This is a genomic window from Vibrio quintilis, assembly GCF_024529975.1.
Taxonomy (GTDB): Bacteria; Pseudomonadota; Gammaproteobacteria; order Enterobacterales; family Vibrionaceae; genus Vibrio; species Vibrio quintilis.
The window spans coordinates 38,484-58,819 of the sequence record NZ_AP024898.1 but is presented as its reverse complement, the minus strand read 5'-3'; the positions used below and the strand labels follow the sequence as shown (position 1 = coordinate 58,819).

The window sequence follows — 20,336 nt, the reverse complement described above, 5'->3', positions numbered from 1 at the left end:
CAAAAGATCCGGATTAAAACCTGTCATTTATCCCCAAATAATCTGAAGAAGCGGGTTTCAGTGAGATTTGTCCGGCCCTGAGACAAGGCACTGGCTTGAAAACAGAGTCATTCTACGTTGAAAAGCAGTAACGCACTCTCCGATTCAGACGAACTCTCGTTCAGGGTAATTAAATTATGCAGATAGAGCAGGACTTCATTGAGCTCATTTTGCTCTGTATCCATCATTATAACCTGCATCATCATCAGATGGAGACGGGCTTTAAGAGGTAACTCAAGGTCATTCGTATAATAGTCAGTCATGTTAGATCTCCTGATCTCTGGTTGTGTCACATGAGGATAAGCGAGTCGCTACCCACAACCTGATTCAAAATACTTCTCCGGAGGCGGCCTGAAAGTCCCGGATATTGCCCGCATGCGATAAAAGATGAATTTAGGACTACTTGATATGAAAGCATAATGTTATCCTTGTACGTTATTGAGTCATTTTTCATTACGGGAACATTTTTAATCGCAAATGAACCCTCCAGAAACAATACTAGATCGCTTATGAATGAACAACAAGAGAAAATTCACCCGAAAGCGTATATAAAAGGTCATGAAGTCACAAAAAGGCTAAAAGAAGTGACAAATTGTCATACTATTTTAGAACTATCTTCGCTTTTGAATGTTTCAAGTTCGACAATATCAACCTGGCATCAGCGGGAACTGACACCTTATGAGGTCATCATACGTGTGCATTTACATACAGGTGCTTCTTTAGAGTACTTATTACTGGGCAAAGGCGAACCATACCCGGAAAAAAACTATCAAAATGAGCCCAATCGAGTCAAAAAAAATGAAAAAGTTGTCAATGTCGAACATTTCCAACTCGTGAACGGTGAGTTATTTAGCTGCAAAAGACTAAGTTTTGATCATGACTATCTGCACAGGCTTGGGATTTCTCAGCCGTTGAGTATTGAGAGCAGAAATACGACTTATATGGTTGATAAATCCGTCACACAAGTCGTATCCGGTATCTATTTAATTGATATGGATGGTTTTTTCTCTCTGAATAAGATTCAGCGCTTACCGGGCAGCCGCTTTTCAATCAATGTGCTTGGCTCTCCGCTTCAGATCCATGAAGATGATATCAGGGTCATCGGGAAAGTAATGCTGGAGATGAACAGAAAATAGCCGCAGACCTGACCACACAAATGAATACAGCAAAGTATGCAAAGCCTGACTGGCCTATGCATACTTGTGGCGCAAGCAACATTACGGCTCTTCTGTGATGAAGACCATCAGACTATGGACGGAGCCATCTGTAAGGAGATTATTTTCATTCAGTGAATGACTTATCTACATCAAACATATCTGATTACGTCCAGAAGATTTGGCCTGGTAAAGCGCCTTATCAGCCCGCTGGAAAATTGATTCTTCCGTGTCAGATTCCTGATAAGACGTGACTCCAATACTGACTGTATATGAAGGTAAACCTTCCTCTGAATCCTGACTGACTGATTCTCTCAACCTTTCAGCCAACAAGCATGCGGAAGAAGCATCCTGTACGGGTAACAACACCGCAAATTCTTCACCGCCTAAACGAAATAACATATCGGTCTTTCGCAAACCTGAACTCAAACGATGAACCAGATTTTGCAATACCTGATCACCAATCTGATGACCATGTTCATCATTAATGTGTTTAAAGAAATCAATATCAAGCAAAATCAAACTAAAAGCACTTCCGCGGCGCGCTAAGTCAAGATACTGTAGTACCTGTTCATCCCATTTATGACGGTTATAAGCACCGGTTAACTTATCCTGAGTCACCATTTGCAGTAATTGTTTCTCAACCTGTTCCCGGTTATTGATTTCCTTTGTCAGCCGCTGCATTAAAAAAATCAATTCTTGCTCCAGCTCACTCAGTTCATCATTTGGTCCGTCAGCACGGAATACATCTTCTCCCAAAGCCTGGTAACCCTGCTCTATAGAAAAATCCATATTCTGAATACCATCCTGAATTTTATTAATCCGCCGGCGAAATATATGAATCGTGTATATTGTCAGAAATAACCCTAACAACAGCGCACCAACACCAAGCGCGGTATTAACAAACATAAACTCTTGCTCGTGTTTTTCAGCATATCTCCCGGCTTCAAAAGTCATTTCATCCAGTCGCTGTAAAATCGTATTCACTGAAGATTCCAGATCAGTGGCTTCTTTTTCGAGCTGAAAACGCTCCTCATCGGGAATAGATTCATGGGAAAGCGCGCCGGCAAGTTTTTTCTCAAATGCATCACTCTGCGAATGATAACCTTCTATGACTTTCAGCAACTGCCGGTGTTCCTGCAACTCAAATCGTATTTTATGGTTGACCAGATTTTCTGCTATGACATTGACGGCTTTATCCAGCAAAAGTTTTAGCTGCTGTTTTTGATAAATAAATTCCTGATGCGGTGTTTTCTTTTCTTCCGGTAACTTCTCTTTCAGTTTAAATTGTTCAAATAAAATATGTCTTTCCAGCTGAATCATCTCGACTTCACTCATAATCTGATTCAGCGGAATATCTATATATGCCACTTCATTCATTTCATTTTCTATTAATCTCAGCTTGTATATTGAATAAATAATCACAATTAAAAGAAAAGAAAGTAATACAATAAATAAAGTGCTAATTTTTCGACTCAATGACATATTATACCAATTGAATATTGACATTTAATTAACCAATGTAAATCCATTCCAAAAGATGAATTGCTACACGCAATACATCTCCAATAACCTGACAGCCAATGAGAATAAGTTTAGTACTTATCGCTGCCATAACATGCTTTATTCTGATGGTGTACTCAGATGCTGTGTATTTTCACTGCCGGGTATAGTAAAAAAACAACTATACCCAAGCAACCTGAAGATGCCGGATTCAGCTCACGCCCTGCGGGTGAGTTTGTCAATAGATAACCTCAGAAAAGTAACTGATTACGAAGATATTTCTGGTCTGAACACAAATTTGAGACACAAAACCGGGCAGAGCTTGCTCAAAACTGACCATTTAATTTACGGCGGGGAGAAGTTCGATGGCTCACAACAAAGATTCAGCAATGGTGTACCCGTCACGTCTGGCTTACACGGTGATGACACCGGCATAGAAGATTAAGTCGTTTTCAGACAAGTCTGAAAATAAGTCACCTGATTCGTTGCCAAACAGTAGACCGTCGCTGGTTTCCCCCCTTTACCTTTACCGGTGGAAACAACCCGGTTCATACTGATAATAACTCCCGAATCAATTAAACGACGTTTCACCGTCATGCGGTTTACTTCAACCCCAAATCGCGCATACGCTTCGATAATATCTGCAACAAGAAATTCTTTTTCCAGAAAAAATAACACAACCGATGTGTATTCCACAGCCGCACGTAATTTTTTCCAGGCATGTTTTATCTGAGCAACATGATCAAACGCCATTTGAAACTGGTCAGATATCACAACGTCCAGATCGAACCAGTCCAGCCGGTTTTTCTCAACCCCTGCATTTTCAACCTGACGAATATTTGAACGATTCAGCAGCGCATAATGGGAGATACTGACACTCCATCCGTCCGGATCCCGCTTCGGGTTACCATCAACTAATGGATCGCTGATAAAATTTGGATAAGTATGAACCTTTTGCCGGCATATTCTTCTTCTCGCTGCATCAAAATCTTTATCAACAGGGTCGCCTCCCTTCGCGGTAAAGTCTTCATCGTAAACAAGACCACCGGGAATTGCCCACTTTCCGCAATGAGGCCTTTCAGGATTAGAACGCTTCATCAGCAAAACCTGTATTCCCCGGTCAGAAAGACGGAGACAAACCATATCAATGGTGACAATCATAAAACTTTCCCTGCTAAATATTCATCTGTACCCGTCCGGTCTGCCGGGACAGGTTGTCCGGGAACGGATTTAAAAATGAACAGACAATCGGTCAAACTTAATCACTTATTGTTACAAACCTGATATCTCTGTATTTTTTATTTATTTCAAATTTTTCGCATTCAGTCAATCAATATAAAACGTGTAATACAGGTGAAAGTACTTGCGTTATTGATACACAACCAGTTGACAAATGCGATGAGCTATTTTAATGTCGCCCAAGTTAGGAACATTTTGTTACTAATATGACCTTGTGAGGATGTCATAATGAATACCAGCCTGTTTTCCCAACATATGATTAAAAGTCTGCTGGATTTAGATGCATATAAAATCAACATGATGCAGGCAATTCACTCATTTTACCCTGACACAGCAGTCCGCTATGAACTGATTGTCAGGTCTGATGAAGATATCAGTGACCTGTTAAGCGATATCCGGCATGAGATAAAACAACTGGCTCAGCTTCAGTTTTCAGAACAGGATATTCAATATCTGAAAAAAAGCTCGCCTCATCTGAAAACAACGTTCTTACATTCCCTGCGTTATTTCCGCTTTCAACCTGAGCAACAGGTCGAACTGGGAATCATCCACGAAAACAACAAAAAGCAACTGCGAGTCAGCATTTACGGTACATGGCGGGATACGATCTTATATGAAACAATCATTATGTCGATTATTTCTGAGGTCCGCAGCCGCAGACACTGGGCTGATGTACCGGCCGATCGTGCCAAACAGGTACTGCTCAAAAAAATCACTCACCTGAAGAATAAGTTAACTGAGCGGGGCATTCATAACTTCAAAATCACCGAAATGGGCACCCGGCGCCGCTTCTCTTCTGAGGTACAGCATCAGGTCATTGAGTGTATGCAACAATATATTCCCGGGCTGTTACTCGGCACCAGTAACTATCATTATGCCCGGGAATTTAATCTGCAACCCATTGGCACGATTGCCCATGAATGGTTTATGGGCCATCAGGCACTTGTTAATCCGGCAGATTCACAACAGGTCGCGCTGGAACAATGGCTGAAAGCTTTTGACGGGCAGCTTTCAATCGCTCCGACAGACACACTCACCATTGACGCATTTATCAATGACTTTAATGTACATCTGGCGAAAGCCTATGATGGTGTTCGTCATGATTCAGGTTGCCCTTACACCTGGGGTGACAAAATGATTGCACACTATGAGCGGTTAGGCATCGATCCAAAAACAAAACTGTTTGTGTTTTCCGATGGACTAAACTTTGATCAGGCCCTGGATATTTGTGAATATTTTTCCGACAGAGTGCAGATTTCATTTGGTATAGGGACATTCTTGACCAATGATCTGGATGCCTGGACCAACGCTCAGAATCAGGCCTATCAACCTCTTTCTATCGTGATCAAACTCGCCGAATGCAACAGCCGCCCGGTCGCCAAAATCAGTGACAAGCCGGAAAAAGCAATGTGCGAAGATATTATTTATCTGGCTCATTTAAAGCAGCAGTTCAATATACCACTGGATATCGATAAGCTCATTTCAACATTAAAAGAGATGAAAAATCATCAGAGAAAATATATTGCGGCTGCCTGAGTCTGTTTTTTCTGAAGATAAGAGATTCTGAAGATATCTCCTGTATCAGACTGTGAACCCAGCGATGCAGGAGACTGCTTTCTCAATGAAAAAGTTGCATATTCAAATATAACCAATATCCTGCACCGGCTAAAACACCCCCCATAATAAAGGCAAAGAAGGCAGGCCAGCGGGAGCGCTGACTGGTATTCACAACCTGTACATTATGACCAGCCTCGCTGACTTCGTTTCTTTTCAAGGCAACCTGATAGCAGGTCTCAAGACCATCAATATGCTCAAAGATGATATAACCAATGGATTCAAAATCGGCTTTTACCGCCGGATAATCCGTTTGCAGTAAATGACTGATCCGTTGACAATACTGTTCACACTGATACAGATACCTCAACATTTCATAACCCGCTTTCAGATTCTGTAATTCAATCAATGCCTGTGCATTCGCCCAGCGCAGCAGACGTTGTATCTGCCGTTCGGTCTCATGAACCACTTCACCGATATTGAGCATGCAACTATACATGAGCTCCAGACCAAGCGAATAACCACGCAATCCATCCAGCTTCAGACAGGCCATTGTGTAGTAAGTACTTACAGCCAGGTCAGCACCGACTTCCTGCGACAGTTGTTCACATTCCTGTTTCACTTTCTCCCAGTTTGTTCCACCGGAAAAAGGAGAACGCTCACTGTAAACTTCTTTTTTGATCGACTGATACAGTGAATGTCCGGACAGCTCGTCATGCTCACTGCTAATAATAAATGATTTATTTTCAATAAAGATGCGTTGGGACATATCCCCTGCGACCCCTGAATAAAGGGAGCGCCAGAAGCGCTCCATTAAAAACTAACTGCGGATAAACATGTACGATTAATACAGATTTGCAGAGAGTTTAAATGATTTAAACAACCGTTGTGTAAACGGATTCACATCATCTTCAGAGTTGATCCGGTAAATCATGTCACCATGGTCAACACGGAATCTGTAATCTACCGATGTTGAACTTGCAGCAATCACATCACCAAAATCAAGTAATCTGAAGAAGGCCCAAGGTCCCTGAATCACAATACTCCGTGGCGAAAGATTTGATTTAGCCGGAATCAAAGTAATCTTCGATATCGCTGAATCCCGTAGTGTATTCGGCCAAATCAGTTCAGCATTTTCTCTTGAACCGTGACTGTATGTCAGGAACTGCCCGTCAACATTCAACACACTTCTGCGCTTGTTACTGGTCAAACGTAATGGCTCAACTGAGAAACTGACATCAAGAATCCCTTTACGGTTAAAGAAGGCTTCCCGGATTTGTTTCGCCTGTTTCAGCTGTTCAAGCACAGAATTTTTAACCACACCCTGAGAACCTTCACTTTCACTCCCCAGAACACTCTTCTCATCAATAAAGATTTTCAGTTGATTCTGATAGAAGTTGTCCAGAATGCCATTTGGCGCAAAGAACGATTCAAAGTCAGCCAGTGATGCATCTTTCTTCGAAGCCGGATTAAACGGATAACGGTTTGCCAGTTTCTCTTCAAAAACACGGTATACATCATTATGCCAGCGCACTTCAAGATACTTGATCGCTTCCTGTTTAATCACATGCCAGCTTTCATCAGAAAGTTTGGTCAAAATTCGATCTAACGGAGTTGGCAGACCCGATGCAATCCGTCTCAGTGTATAAATCGGGTCAGCATTGACCAGCTTCATCCGTGATTTGGTTGCGTTAAGTGCCGCCATCCCTTCATCAGGAGATGCCTGAATACCTTTCAGATACAGCTTCAGTTCATCGACCGCACCAATCACTTCATTGATATAAGCCGGTTTATCGCCAGCAGCTGTCAGCATACTGTTCAAATCAGCAAACGGAGTATCAATTGCAGCGGCCATCCGGTATTTAGGCTGTTTCAGCAACTCTTTCTGCGCTTCTTCATCTTTCGGCTGGATATCAAACAGTTTGGTATTTTCTTCCAGTGTTCTCATCAGACGCTGAATTGGTTCAACACTGCTGGTGATATTTTCCAGCACAGAAACCGCATCGTTCATGTCACTGAAATATTTCATGTCAATTTCAGCAAGCGCCCCACGCCAGGTTTTGGTGTAATCAGAGACGTATAATTCCCGGATTTGATCACGTAGTTTCTGCTTATCCGCTTCACTGAATTCAGCAGACTTACTTTGACCCAGTACCCAGCTGTCGATAAGTGCCAGTTTTGATACAGACTCAACCTGAGGAATAAAATATTCTTCAAAGCCTTTTTTCGTCAGCATCTGTGGAATATATAACCCGTCACTGTTCACAACCCGCTCGTCAAAGACCAGATCAAATACAGGGCCGATCAGGTTTCTCAGGTTAATGTCCGGACCAAGAATCGTTTGCGCGTTCTGCTTCAGGTTACGGTAAACCCGTTGTCTGTTCGGCATTGTACTCAGTTCAGTCTGAACCTGAGCAATCGTCTGATCATAAGGACGTAATACCTTATCTGCATTTTTGTCACCCTGAGCACGGGCTATCGCCAGATTGGTATGATCCATCGCATAATCTAAATGGCCTAACAACTCTTCCTGAACAAGCCGTTTGCCCGGAAACTCTTGCTGCCAGTATTTGCCGAAATAATCGAGCACCATGTCTTTGTAACGACCGCTCTTATCCGTCATCATCCGGAAAACACGTAAAGCATCAAGCTTCTCTTCATCGGTTTTTGCCTGATTTAACTGAACAATGACATCAGAAATCAGAATCGGTAAAAACCGGGTTTCCAGCATATTCAGATAAGTACTTTCAACCATAGGCCCAATTGTATGACCCTGATAAAGCCCCATATCCGCAAAATACTGTGACTTATTACGGAAGAAACCAAATTCCAGAGTCGCTTCCCGGATTTTATTCAGCGAGTCCAGCATATCCTGCTGAGAGGCTTTATAAATGTTTTTAGGCAGCTCATTTTTAAACTGGTTTACTTTGGTCAACACCGCATCAGAATGCTTCACATTCGACAAATAGTATTTTTGCCATGAGCCAAACAGCAGCAGGGTCACAATAGAGCAAGCGACCGTAGACAGCATCAATAAACGACGCTTCTGCTTAATCACTTTTTTGTTATCTGACGCTAAGCCCGATTCGGTATAGATGATTTTCTTAAATAGCTGATTGGTAAAATAAACAGTCGAGTTCTTCGCTATCTGAGCTTTATTAATCGCATGTTCAAGACCATAGCGACGGGATGCGGCATCATCAAAAGCATTGCTTGGCACGCCCTGCTGATACACAGAAGTGAAGTACACCCCGCGAACGATCGCTGATAACGAATACTGATCATTCCCCAGCGCTTCACGTAAGAACTGCGTCAGAATATCTTTCAGCCCGGCGACCTGACGGCTGAAACTATAGATACCGTTTCTTTCATCCAGCTCCATCGGTGCAGAAGCAGAAACCGGCAGCATTTCATTCACGGTTTCAACAAACTGAGCGTACTCATTTTCAAATTCCGATAACCACTGATCGTCATCATCATCCGGCTTTAGCTGGAAAGTAAACCCTAATGCTTCTTCACGCTGCTCTTTTGTATAGTGTTTAAAGAAGGATTCAAAACCATAAAGTAAATCCAGTTTGGTTAAAGCAATATAAACCGGCAACTGAATCGACATGGTTTCAACAATTTCACGGACCCGGGCACGAAGAATACTTGCGTAGGCCTTACGTTCAGACGCTTTCACCGAGGCAAGGTGAGACACATCAAGGGCTAAAACAATCCCGTTTAAAGGACGGCGGTTCCGGGTTCGCTCCAGCCATTCAACAAAATGCTTCCATAAACGACGTTCCATTTCGCCATCTTTGTCTGCATCACGGTGTCCCTGTGTTAACAGCTCACCATCGGGATCAATCACGACCGCTTTATCACCGATCCACCAGTCAAATGAGTAAGGATTTTCACTTCGTTGTCCGGAGGCTCTCATGACAGAAGTCATGGTAAAGTTCTGGCCGGAGCGGTTAATTAAGCTGGTTTTACCGGCATTTTCTAATCCAAGCACCAAATACCATGGATGCGTATACAGAAAATCACGTTTATTGATATTCTTGCGCATATTGGCAATGACTTTATTGAGTTCTGCTTCCTGCTTTTCTTCAAGTAGTTTGATAGGATCCTGCCGAAAACGCTCTTCGCGCTCCTGCTGTTCCTCAAAACCCTGAAGTTTTTTCCATTGCCATAAACCCCAGATTGCTGCAACAAAAAGCCAGAATACCGTTGTGGCAACAGCCCGGCTTGTGACACTCTCCAGAGGTTTTGTATCATACATTGTCAGCCAGGGGCCTGCCCACCAGATGGCAACATTGATTAAAATAAAACAAAGCAACAACAGCATGGGCATAACTGCCAACATGCCTGGTTTAAGTTTTATCTTTTTCAGTAGAGCAAAAACTCTTTTCAAGATGGATAACATGGAATAATGTCCTTCGCTTATTCTGACGTTGAATATTTTTCTAGTCGCTGCATGAGAGAGGGCTCCCAATCTGAAACACTCGCTGCATTCACCTGACGATATAATGTGTGATACTGCTCTTGCGCCATGGCAGAAAAACCATGCTCTTCAAGCAAATCCGCCGATAATAACCGCCAGTAAAATTTGTCCCGCGGTTCTACTGAACTTTCAAGACCCTGGTTAATCATCGAAAGAGCAACAGCAATACCGGCTTCTTTAGCCAAAGTAAACGCTTCCTTACGTTTATCCTGCCACCCTCCGGTCGCTGCGACGACAGGAGATGAAGTCTCTTCATCTTCTTCATCAAGCCAGGAGAGAACTTCATCAGTGACAAAAGGCTGACCACCTTTGAATTTCAGTGCTTTTAAAGCAGGCAGACGCTCAAGAAACAGCTGCGTCTCTTCTTTAATCGCTTTACACCAAACCGGCTTATCTAACGCCTCTGCAATCCGGTAGCTCATCAGTTGCCCTTCAAACCAGTAAGGCGCAACCGTCAGACTCTGCTCAACTTTGCGCCACAAAGCCAAATCGGGACTACGCATCAAATCCTGATAATCTTTCACCCGATCCTGCTGCATCGGCCTTAACATGGTTTCATTATCTGAGTTGTGATCCGGCACTGAGTGAATCCCTGACCACACGGCATAACGGCGCACCCGGACAGATAGAGCAATACCTTCCCCATGCTCACCGAGAAAGTCAGAGACCTTAAATAAAGTCTGTTTGGTTGCTTTATCACTGGAGTTATCTACCGATAACGCAGGCGCTGATTGCACGGCACCAGCAGATTCCGCTGACGCCGGTGATGCCGACTGATTCACCGTTGCTGCCTGCTGCTCAACACGCTGCCTTTCTTCAGCAAGACGCATTTTCGTCCGGACCGTTTTCAACAGATCATCCGAAGCATCATTACTGATTTCTTTTTCTTCAACCGCAGTACTGAACAATTCCAGAGCACTTTCCAGATCGCTCATCAGCTCACCGGTGAAACGTTCAAATTCCTGCTTTTCAATGATCAGATTGAATCTTTGGATAATCTGACCAAAAAACTTTTGGCGCGGAAGTTTACCCCGTTGGCCGGGTGCCGGAAAGCTTTCTTCCCAATATAGCGAAATAAAGTCAGCCAGGATAAACAACGACATATTAAACCGGGCCGGAATCACCTCATGGTGCAGACACTGGAGCAAATAAACCAGCAACTTGATGTCTTTTGATTTTTCTTTCAGCAGCTTAAGGACACTATGCTCGACCTCATCCCATTGCACACTCGCGTGGGACAAAGATCCAACCTTCATCATCTGGTCTTCAACAAAATCAAATAAAGAATCATCAAGTAACCGTTCACCAACCGGATTTTCATCGCTGATCGGTGAGGCAACACATTGACGATATTCAGAAAGTTCCATGTTTATTCTCACCACCCACAACGTTGTCTTAACGGTTTAAGCGCCTGCTTCAATTCATGTGTATCGAAAGACAAACCATCGACTTTAACCGCATTCGATCGCAATGAAATACTGCTTTGCGATGCGATTTTTCTCATCAGACTAATGGCCGGCATTCCCCGGCCGGAGGAAAGTAACAGCCCTGAATCATCACTGCGCCAGTATTGTGTTGTACCATGGACACTGACTTTCACTCTGGCTTCAGGAATCGCTTCCGGAAGTGCTAAATCAATCCGGCTGATTTTATCGATACAGCTCATCATTAAAACGGCTTTTTGATCTTTACTGAACCGCCCCTGATCATTCAGAGCCAACAACGTCAGCCAGGCATTTCCATGTTCATCATCGGTGCCCTGAACCGTCAGATTCAGCTTTTGCCCATTTTCCGTTTTCACCGCTGATTCCATCGCACGTACCCAGCCGACAGACGCCTGACTATGCTCAACAACTTTCGGAATATGCATCAGCGGTGTGTCAAATACACGATCAAAACAGCGTAATCGGTCTAAACGTTCGGTCACGTCCCGACATTGTTTTGCCTTTTCAATTAATAATTTTGAATCTGATTCAGGCGCACCCTGTGCATGAACCAAAGAAGTGTATATCAACAGAATCAAGCTAATAAATAAGCTGGATACTCTTAATTTCATGGCGATTTAATCTCCAACTTTTGGCATTTGTAAGCCAAAGTTCGTTTGGGAATACCGAGACTTTCAGCAGCTTTTGTTCGATCTCCTGAAAAAAGGCGTAAGCGTTCCCGGATGATTTTCGATTCAAAATCCTGAAGTGCCTGTTTCAGATCCTTGATCACCGTACATGATTCAGGCTCTTCAACGGAGAGAAGGTTGAGTTCTTCTCTGGGAAGGATCCGGTGTATCAGACTGTTCGCTACCACTTCCTGATCATCCTGAGTTTGAGCACACCCAAACTCAACCAAATGCTTCAGCTCCCGGACATTCCCGTTAAAGTTATGCTGTTTCAGACAGTCAACCGTTTTATAATTCAACCCACGAACATGCGTCCCGTGAACCTGATTATAAAGCTCAACGAAGTGATCACTGAGTAACTCAATATCTTCAATCCGGTCCACCAGGCGGGGCACCATAAGCGGGTATTGAAATAAACGGTAATAGAGATCCTGACGAAAAGACTTCTGATGCACCTGATTTTGCAGGTTCACATGGGTTGCAGAAACCAGACGAAAGTCAGAAGAATATTCATCTTTTCCTCCGATAGGCCGGAACTGGTGCGTTTCCAGCACCCGAAGCAGCTTCGCCTGCAGCACTAATGGCATGTCCCCGATTTCATCCAGAAACAAAGTGCCGCCATCCGCCTGTTCAATTAACCCCTGCTTATCCGTATCCGCACCGGAAAAAGCACCTTTGCAATAGCCAAACAGCTCGCTTTCAAGCAGATTCTCCGGAATCGCAGCACAGTTAATCGCAACAAATGGTTTGCCTGTCCGGGGAGAAAAATCATGAATGGCCTGAGCAACCAGCTCTTTGCCGGTTCCGGTTTCTCCCTGAATCATCACAGAAAGCTGAGAACCGGCAGCACTGACAATTTGCTCTCTCAGCTTTTTCATTGCCTCACTCCGGCCAACCAGTGTCCGGGAAAGCTCATTCACCATTTGACGTTGCTGGTTGTTTCGCTCAACATCTGATAAAGATTCCCGCAGACTGCGCTGCGTAAATTCTTCCTGCTGCATATCCATCAGCAAAGATCTCTGCTGACTGAAAACCTGCTTATAACGGCCAAATGTTTCATCAGAAAATGCGTCGTGTAACTTTTCAGCATTCCCGACGACAAATAACATTGCTCTGACAGACTGGTTACTGCCCGGAAGCAATTCAGCTCTCGCGGCGGAAAACATGCTCATAGACTCAGTTAACTGGCAAAAATCTCGATTTTGCTGCCAGAACACCAACTCTTCAGAGGAGATATCCATCGGTTTTCCGGATTGTAAAACATGGGCAAACGGACAATCAAAATCTGTCACAGACCAGGTTTTATTCAGTGATTGCAGATGGGGCACCAATGTGCGCCCATCTGTACTTGGAAATAGTATTAAACAAGTATCAAGCTCCAACTCATGCTGCACAGTTTCAGCAAAAAGCTGGACTAACTGCTGTGGCTCTCTGATTCCAATCAAATCAGTTGCATAAGTTAACCAGCGGCTCATCTTATTCAACCTCTCCGATAAACTCTCCGTCTTGTGCACCAAGGTAGACACGATTAACGTCAGCTCTTTCAGCCAGCTTATTCAGCAACGCTAATGAAACCGGCGGCAGCAACTGCCCCTCAATAATCGCTTCAAGCATCCTTGCACCATTTTCAGAGCGTGTTGCCCGTTTGAGAATTTCCTCAATCAGAGATTCATCAATCTCAACTTCAGCGGAATAACGCTCTTTAAACAGATTTTCAAGACGTTTCAGTTTCGCCTGAACAATTTCAGCCAGAACTTCTTTCTTCAGCGGCAGGTAAGGAATGACTTCCATACGGGCCAGAAGCGCCGGCTTGAAGAAATCAGACAGCTCAGGATACAATCTTTCACTGATTAACTTTGGTTGATCCGCATAATCAACAATCGTTTGATAACCCAGGTTTGATGTCAGGAAGAAGACGACATTTTTACAGTCAATAATCCGGCCTTCCCCATCAGCAATTTCACCTTTATCAAAGCCCTGATAGAAAATATTCAGTACTTCAGGGTGCGCTTTTTCCACTTCATCCAGCAGCACAACGGAATAAGGCATTTTACGGATTGCTTCCGTCAGGACACCCCCTTCACCGTAACCAACATATCCCGGTGGAGAACCGATTAAGCGGGAAACCGTATGTTTTTCCTGATATTCAGACATATTAATTGTCGTCAGGAATTGCTGACCACCATAAAGTTGCTCTGCAAGCTGAATGACGGTCTCCGTTTTACCGACACCACTTGGACCCACCAGCAGGAAAGCCCCTTTCGGACGACCCGGGCGACGAAGATCCGCTCTGGCTGTCAGTAAATGGCGGTGCACACGCTCAATCGCCATATCCTGACCTTTAATCGCTTCACCTAAGATTGAGGTCAGGTTGGTGATTTTATGCAGTTCATCAGTATTCATTTGATCAACCGGAACACCCGTCCAGTCGGCAATCACTTCTGCAATCTGATTGACATCAACTTGCGGATGAATCAGGCGTTGATCATGCGGAATATCATCGAGTTCGTCGTACTTCTCTTTTAACTCGGCTTTGAGCGTTTCAAGAGAATCCATCTCTTCTTCAGAAATCTCTTCCTGTCCGGAGAATTCCATCAGCTGACCACGCAATTCGATGATATTTTCGACCAGAGATTTTTGCTCTTCCCAGCAGGCCAGCAAGCTTTCTTTCTCGGCTTCGTCATCAGTTTCCTGCAGTCTCAGCTCTTCAAGTCGTTTTTCTTCATAGTCCTGACCGAGGAACTGAGCCCGTTCAAGCATATCAATTTCAAGCTGGCGCTGATGGCAGTTATTCTCTAACAGAGCCAGTCGCTTCGGCGGTGTGGTTAAATGAATCGCAATCCGGGCACATGCGGTATCCAGTACATCGATTGCTTTATCCGGCAGTTGACGACCTGAAATATACCGGGCGGAAAGTTCGGCGGCACATTTCAGTGCTTCATCCGTAATCAATACACCATGCGATTTTTCATACACACTATTCAGACCGCGCAAAATATCAACAGCTTGATCAACAGAAGGTTCATCCAGTTTGACCAGCTGGAAACGACGGGTCAACGCAGGATCTTTTTCAAAATACTTTTTGTATTCTTTCCATGTTGTCGCTGCAACAGTACTGAGTTCACCCCGGGCCAGAGCAGGCTTTAACAGGTTCGCAGCATCCGCACCGCCTTCCTGATTACCGGCACCAATCAAAGTATGCGCTTCATCAATAAACAGAATAATCGGGCTTGGTGCTGCTTTAATCGCATCAATCACGCCTTTCAAACGCTTTTCAAATTCACCTTTCACTGACGCACCGGCTTGCAGTAAGCCTAAATCTAAGGCCATGACTTCAACATTTTTCAGCTGATCAGGCACTTTACCGGCAAATACCCGCAAAGCCAGCCCTTCGATCATGGCACTTTTACCAACACCAGCGTCACCAACAATAATCGGGTTGTTTTTACGGCGACGGCAGAGGATATCAACCATCAGATTCAGTTCGTCTTCACGGCAAAGTACGGGATCTAACTCTCCCTGACGAGCTTGTTCAGTGACATTCGTACAATATTTTTGCAGCGGAGAATTCGCTTCCTGCTGCAGCATATTACCTGCGGCTTTCCCCGCTGCTGATGTGGTTTCCACTTCTGTTTCAGAAGAGTCAGTGACAACTGCAGCAAAGTTTTTCTTAAGATTTTCGCGGTTGATTGAATCAAATAATGAAATCAATGGCGCAGACAGGTAACGATCCACCCGGGTGATTGCAGCCAGGAAAATTGCGCCGGAACGCAACTCATGCTGATCGAGCTCTGTGGTAGAAAGCAACCAGGCTTCCTGTAGCAACTCAACCAGTAGCGGAGAAAATGCAGGGTAGGTGTCTAAAACATGTTCACGCGAGTAAGTACTTGCAATGGCTTGTTTCACACGCTCAAAATCAATATTGGCCTGCTTCAGAATCACACGAAAATCAGAAAGTGGATTATCGATTAATACATCAAGATAATGTTCCAGAGTCACTTCAGGATGCTGACGTTCAATACAAAGTGAAGCCGCCTGTTCCAGTGCCAGCTTGCTCTGCTGATTTAGTTTCGAGATAAGAGTGGGTAATTCAATTCGAATCACAGTAATCACCTAGCCTAAAAATTAATTAAAGAAGTTGCGTTAACTGATTAATAACGTCAGACGATTTTTCATGAAGTAGCCAGGTGTAGCCTAAAAAGACACCAGCCCACAACACAGCAAATCCGACAAAAACCGACCAGACAGGCAGTTGGCGATTTAAACGATATTTCGCATCAACAACATGCTGATTTGCCTGAGACAATGGTTTAATTTGGGGTTCTTCTAAAGTGGTTAACAGGTCATGTAAATGACTGATCACCCGTTCACGTTCGTTATGACCATTCACCATGACGCGGTACTTGCCTTCAAACCCGAGAATCAGGCAGTAGTAAATAAATTCTAATAAGGGCTGATAGCGTTTTGGCTCACCTTCCAGACGGGCAAGAATGGTATACACTTTCTCACCGCCCCAGGTTTCATTATGAAAACGGGATAACATCGAATGTGATGCCCAGATGCTGGAAGCACCCCACTCAGATCCCATGACTGCTTCATCAAGAAATGTACACAGAATATAGCGGTATGCCATCACAACAGCGTTCTCAAAGCCTTTCTCACTCAATTCGATTTCGATGGCTTTAATTTCTTCTATCGTCTGATTGTAAATTTGTTCAATGTTCGGGCAGCTCGTTAATCCGCGAACCCGCAATGACAAACCAAACAGAGGCGTTGCAGCATCGATCAGCACATTAGGATTATCGCCCCGTAATTTGAACCAATAGTCCTGATCCCGATCGATATTTTCAACATTATCAAACAGTAAGTTGTTAAGCGGCTTAGAATTATTTTCCTGCTCCACAATTAACTCCTTATTGCCCAGAATTGTAAATCAAGGTCTTCAAATGCAGCAGCTACGTGGAATGCGAATCCACTGGCCTGATGCAGCATTGACCATGCTGAACTTGATTTATCTAATTGATAGTAAGTGTACCCGGCATGATATGGCAGCTGTCGTGGTGCAACAGGAAGGGCAACCAATGGAATGCCTGGTAATTGTAATGAGATAAGTTCTCTGATTTTCTCGACTGAAGCCACTTTGGTCTGCTGAACAAATACCCGGCGCAACTCGTCCAGAGGCATTTTCGCTTTCACAGCAATGATAAAGTCGGCATCTTCCATCAACACCTTATCGTGGATTGGTGCGACCATCAGACCATACTTACGTTTATCCAGCTGAATCGACACAGCGCGTGGTTCAAGAACCACACTCAGGCTCTGTCTCAGATACCGGATCAATTCCATAAAACAGTCCGAAGGCATGTCATGGTTATAAACCGGAATCGACGGTGGTAAACGGCTCTCATCAGTAAATGTGGACAGTTCACCACAAACGCAGGCAAGACACTCAAAGAGACGCTCCGGATGCAAACTGCGCAATTTCGCCAGATGCTCCATTTGCGGCTGCATACGGTTTAGAGCCTGAAGCAACATAAAGTCAGAGACATCCGCCACAGCGCCCTGGCTTGGAGAACTGATACGCTGCGCGATATTTCTGGCCCGCTCCAACATCAGACCGGCCATTTCAGTCACCACACGGTGAAGGGCAACATTGACCGATGAATTGATATGACAAGGGATAAATTCAGGATCCAACACCACACTGCCATCAGGCCGCTTTTCCTGAATCCGGGCGATGGCAAAAGATGCATAAGAACTGCGATCTTCTGATTCAAGCATGAGTTGCATACAAACAGGTGCAACGTTAATTGTCGTTGTATCCCCCTGCATGCTCTGCACATCACGAATATCCATCCGGCGACTGACATAGCGGCCTGAACCGCGTTCTTCCGGCCAGGTCACTTCCATCAATGCTTCGGTTCGTAATGGCAGCGCCAGATAAACAAGTTGATTGGCAACAGATTCACCCTGAATCTCCAATGGCTCCGGCATTGCGTCTTCCTGAGGGATATTGAATACAGTTCCATCAGGCATCACACCGGTGGCACGTTCAATCGCAATTCGACCAAATGCAAGATATTCAGGGTTTAAAGTCAGGTCAGCCACACCATACAGATAACGACTGACAGTGTTCATTCGCTCATCAATATAATATTCGGTGTGCCGTTGCTGCTGTTGGAAATGCTGAGGTTTTATAAAAAGACCTTCATTCCAGATGACACGGTTACGGGCAAACATCTCAACTATTCCACTCTTTTTAATTTAACATCGTAATCTTTAAAGTACATAAGCAAATGGTACTTACGTCCTTTGTTCAGAACTTTGACTGCTTTCTTCCATTCACTGACTTCCGGTTCGGCAAAGTGAGCCATCACGCCAATATAGTGTGTATCCGGAGATAGGTGGATTTGGTCGACAAACTTAAACTGCCCGGGCATCAGGACATAGTCATAGTCCCGGACAAAATTACTTCGCAGCGCCTTTTTATAATCTTCTTTAATTGCATCATAATCGGCTGACATGAACATCGAGTCGTCTTCTAACTCAAATACCTGTACTTCTACCGGTGAAGCCTCACCCCAGATATTCGGATTGACGCCATCATCAATGACCATACTAAATGTCACTTCTGTCGGCTCCTGAGCCGGATTATAGTTTTCAGAAGGATCATCACCACCACTACTACAAGCCGACAACATCGTTAAAACCAACACTATAAAAGCCAGTTTTTTCACAGTCAGAACTCCAGTTGTTTTTCTCGGATTTTCTTATCGTATGCCTGCTCAAAGATTTCCCAGAAAAGCTTCTCAAAACCTTTCTGACGGTTTGAAGTCAGTTCCTGATAATAATTGCTGTACATATTCCATGCCCAGGCTTCCTCGGATTCATTGTGCACTTCATGCAGACGCTTGTAGTTATTGAAACGGCGCAACAAAACCTGTGGAGAAAATGCCGCCAGAATTTGTTGTAGTGCTTCTGTCGTGGCATGTAATACAGCATCATTGTGATCCTGAATATTCTTTAAACTTTCAGCAATCGCTGCCGGCGCGGAGAGATGCACCAGACTCTTATCTGAGTCATACAATGTTTTCAGCGTCTCTTCATAAGAAAGACCCAATCTCAACGGGTTATCTTCAATGGGTTGCAAATTGCGGTTCAGCATTTCAAACCGGCCATGATCAACCTGACGATGAAGTTCCAGTAATCCTTTAATACATGACTGAAGCGACTGGCCAATTTCCTCTGACAGGAAATGCATTTTTTCCATATCCTGATCATTCAGGAAATTGACACCCAGACCATCCAGCATCGGCCCGGTTAAAAGATGCTGCCCGTAATGTTTTCCGGCTTCAGACTGAGCGGGTTTTGACACCATACTTTTTGCTACTTCTTCTTCAAGAAGATCCAGTACATTTTCATCCATTCCATAGCCCTCTGATTGGTTTGAATCTGTTGCATTTAAATTGTTATTTACTGGCTCATTTGTCTTCTCAGAAGTCTGATGCCGTAAAGATCGTTGTTTTGACTTTTTGCCGGTTTTATTAAAACCGGCAAAACTAAAAATTTTCTTCAGGCTGATGGAGGAAGTCATGTCATATTCCCCATCTTCCTGCTGAGTTTCCTGCAGCGTTTTATTCTGAGACTCATAACCTTCAGAAGATAGAATACGTTGTTCTTCTATTTCATCAGCCTCAGGTTCTTCTTCCACACCTTCGATCAAAGCGTTGCTGTCATCTTCGACTTTCACCATTGTTTCTTCGAGTGCTAACAACGGATCAATCACCCCGGTTTGCTCTGTTGAAACACCTAACAGCTCAGCTTCACCGTTATCATCCGCTAACAATGTATCCTGATTACTGTCAAACATTTGTTCCAGAACGTGGTTGGATGCCATGTCTTCTTTGATATTCTGGCCCAGATAAACCCGGATTTTATAAGGTCCGATTTGAACCTCATCTTTGTTTTCTAACTTCGCCAGTTTTCCGTTGCCTAAAGGCATCAAAGAACCATTCACATAAGTTTCGCCACTCAGATCCCGCAGGCAGAAAGCCCCGTCAATCGTTTCAATCTGAGCATGATTCGGTTGGATGTTGCCATTCTTATCTGTCAGCCGCCAAAAGCTATCCACAGAGGTCCCAATACGACCACCATCCGGTGTCCAGGCTGACTGAGGTGTCAAACCAGACTCAAGCAACTGTACGTTCACGACAACCATATTGAGTAAAGGCTGTTCTTCTATCGTCAT

16 protein-coding genes are annotated in these 20,336 nt (G+C 44.1%); 3 read left to right on the top strand and 13 right to left on the bottom strand.

Translation table 11 applies throughout. From position 1 onward, the window contains the following. Positions 1-107: 107 nt before the first annotated feature. On the bottom strand, positions 108-302 hold the full coding sequence (locus tag OC443_RS19050) for a hypothetical protein (RefSeq protein WP_073585596.1): 195 nt from the start codon (positions 300-302) through the stop codon (positions 108-110). A gap of 165 nt (positions 303-467) precedes the next feature. Between OC443_RS19050 and OC443_RS19045 the strand changes: the two genes are divergently transcribed. Next, positions 468-1,175, top strand: coding sequence for a helix-turn-helix domain-containing protein (locus OC443_RS19045; protein ID WP_262021777.1), 708 nt, complete (start codon positions 468-470; stop codon positions 1,173-1,175). A gap of 165 nt (positions 1,176-1,340) precedes the next feature. Here OC443_RS19045 and OC443_RS19040 read toward each other — a convergent pair whose 3' ends face one another. Further along, a complete protein-coding gene (locus tag OC443_RS19040; protein WP_234976445.1) occupies positions 1,341-2,573 on the bottom strand; it encodes a GGDEF domain-containing protein in 1,233 nt (410 codons plus the stop codon). A 325-nt stretch (positions 2,574-2,898) separates the two neighbouring features. Here OC443_RS19040 and OC443_RS19035 point away from each other — a divergent pair, with 325 nt between their 5' ends. Continuing rightward, positions 2,899-3,141, top strand: coding sequence for a hypothetical protein (locus OC443_RS19035; RefSeq protein WP_073585599.1), 243 nt, complete (start codon positions 2,899-2,901; stop codon positions 3,139-3,141). Here OC443_RS19035 and OC443_RS19030 read toward each other — a convergent pair. Further along, a complete protein-coding gene (locus OC443_RS19030; protein WP_073585600.1) occupies positions 3,138-3,857 on the bottom strand; it encodes an NUDIX domain-containing protein in 720 nt (239 codons plus the stop codon). The two genes, OC443_RS19035 and OC443_RS19030, sit on opposite strands and share 4 nt — an antisense overlap. 306 nt (positions 3,858-4,163) lie before the next feature. Here OC443_RS19030 and pncB point away from each other — a divergent pair, with 306 nt between their 5' ends. After that, positions 4,164-5,471 (top strand): nicotinate phosphoribosyltransferase, encoded by a 1,308-nt coding sequence (gene pncB, locus OC443_RS19025; protein WP_073585601.1) that lies wholly within the window; start codon positions 4,164-4,166, stop codon positions 5,469-5,471. 82 nt (positions 5,472-5,553) lie between these two features. On the opposite strand, the gene OC443_RS19020 is transcribed toward pncB, so the two are convergent. The 10 genes from OC443_RS19020 to tagH form a co-directional block, all read right to left on the bottom strand. Then, positions 5,554-6,258, bottom strand: coding sequence for a type VI secretion system ImpA family N-terminal domain-containing protein (locus OC443_RS19020; protein WP_073585602.1), 705 nt, complete (start codon positions 6,256-6,258; stop codon positions 5,554-5,556). A 75-nt stretch (positions 6,259-6,333) separates the two neighbouring features. Next, positions 6,334-9,837, bottom strand: a complete 3,504-nt coding sequence (gene tssM, locus OC443_RS19015) for a type VI secretion system membrane subunit TssM (protein ID WP_073585614.1) — start codon at positions 9,835-9,837, stop codon at positions 6,334-6,336. A 77-nt stretch (positions 9,838-9,914) separates the two neighbouring features. Then, positions 9,915-11,342 carry a type VI secretion system protein TssA gene (tssA, locus tag OC443_RS19010; RefSeq protein ID WP_073585603.1) on the bottom strand — a complete coding sequence of 476 codons (1,428 nt, stop codon included), beginning with the start codon at positions 11,340-11,342 and terminating at the stop codon, positions 9,915-9,917. Between the two features lie 8 nt (positions 11,343-11,350). Further along, complete coding sequence (gene vasI / locus OC443_RS19005) at positions 11,351-12,031, bottom strand: type VI secretion system-associated protein VasI (protein ID WP_073585604.1); 681 nt, start codon at positions 12,029-12,031, stop codon at positions 11,351-11,353. After that, positions 12,028-13,563 (bottom strand): sigma-54 interaction domain-containing protein, encoded by a 1,536-nt coding sequence (locus OC443_RS19000; RefSeq protein WP_073585605.1) that lies wholly within the window; start codon positions 13,561-13,563, stop codon positions 12,028-12,030. Before OC443_RS19000 ends, vasI begins: the two co-directional genes overlap by 4 nt. Position 13,564: 1 nt before the next feature. Next, entirely contained in the window at positions 13,565-16,192 is a 2,628-nt protein-coding gene (tssH, locus tag OC443_RS18995; RefSeq protein ID WP_073585606.1) for a type VI secretion system ATPase TssH, read from the bottom strand. Between the two features lie 25 nt (positions 16,193-16,217). Further along, entirely contained in the window at positions 16,218-16,991 is a 774-nt protein-coding gene (icmH, locus tag OC443_RS18990; protein WP_073585607.1) for a type IVB secretion system protein IcmH/DotU, read from the bottom strand. Positions 16,992-16,993: 2 nt separating this feature from the next. After that, positions 16,994-18,328 carry a type VI secretion system baseplate subunit TssK gene (gene tssK / locus OC443_RS18985; RefSeq protein ID WP_073585608.1) on the bottom strand — a complete coding sequence of 445 codons (1,335 nt, stop codon included), beginning with the start codon at positions 18,326-18,328 and terminating at the stop codon, positions 16,994-16,996. A 5-nt stretch (positions 18,329-18,333) separates the two neighbouring features. Further along, positions 18,334-18,825: a type VI secretion system lipoprotein TssJ gene (gene tssJ, locus OC443_RS18980; protein WP_073585609.1), complete on the bottom strand. Its 492-nt coding sequence runs from the start codon at positions 18,823-18,825 to the stop codon at positions 18,334-18,336. Positions 18,826-18,827: 2 nt separating this feature from the next. Then, positions 18,828-20,336, bottom strand: coding sequence for a type VI secretion system-associated FHA domain protein TagH (gene tagH, locus OC443_RS18975; RefSeq protein WP_073585610.1), 1,509 nt, complete (start codon positions 20,334-20,336; stop codon positions 18,828-18,830).

What these genes read in the sequence shown, in the direction of transcription:
- OC443_RS19030 (WP_073585600.1), bottom strand. Translation starts at nt 3,857, where the DNA reads ATGATTGTCACCATTGATATGGTTTGTCTCCGTCTTTCTGACCGGGGA.
- OC443_RS19040 (WP_234976445.1), bottom strand. Translation starts at nt 2,573, where the DNA reads ATGAATGAAGTGGCATATATAGATATTCCGCTGAATCAGATTATGAGT.
- OC443_RS19050 (WP_073585596.1), bottom strand. Translation starts at nt 302, where the DNA reads ATGACTGACTATTATACGAATGACCTTGAGTTACCTCTTAAAGCCCGT.
- OC443_RS19020 (WP_073585602.1), bottom strand. Translation starts at nt 6,258, where the DNA reads ATGTCCCAACGCATCTTTATTGAAAATAAATCATTTATTATTAGCAGT.
- vasI (WP_073585604.1), bottom strand. Translation starts at nt 12,031, where the DNA reads ATGAAATTAAGAGTATCCAGCTTATTTATTAGCTTGATTCTGTTGATA.
- tssA (WP_073585603.1), bottom strand. Translation starts at nt 11,342, where the DNA reads ATGGAACTTTCTGAATATCGTCAATGTGTTGCCTCACCGATCAGCGAT.
- OC443_RS19000 (WP_073585605.1), bottom strand. Translation starts at nt 13,563, where the DNA reads ATGAGCCGCTGGTTAACTTATGCAACTGATTTGATTGGAATCAGAGAG.
- pncB (WP_073585601.1), top strand. Translation starts at nt 4,164, where the DNA reads ATGAATACCAGCCTGTTTTCCCAACATATGATTAAAAGTCTGCTGGAT.
- tagH (WP_073585610.1), bottom strand. Translation starts at nt 20,336, where the DNA reads ATGACGATAGAAGAACAGCCTTTACTCAATATGGTTGTCGTGAACGTA.
- tssK (WP_073585608.1), bottom strand. Translation starts at nt 18,328, where the DNA reads ATGTTTGCCCGTAACCGTGTCATCTGGAATGAAGGTCTTTTTATAAAA.
- tssM (WP_073585614.1), bottom strand. Translation starts at nt 9,837, where the DNA reads ATGTTGGCAGTTATGCCCATGCTGTTGTTGCTTTGTTTTATTTTAATC.
- OC443_RS19035 (WP_073585599.1), top strand. Translation starts at nt 2,899, where the DNA reads ATGCCGGATTCAGCTCACGCCCTGCGGGTGAGTTTGTCAATAGATAAC.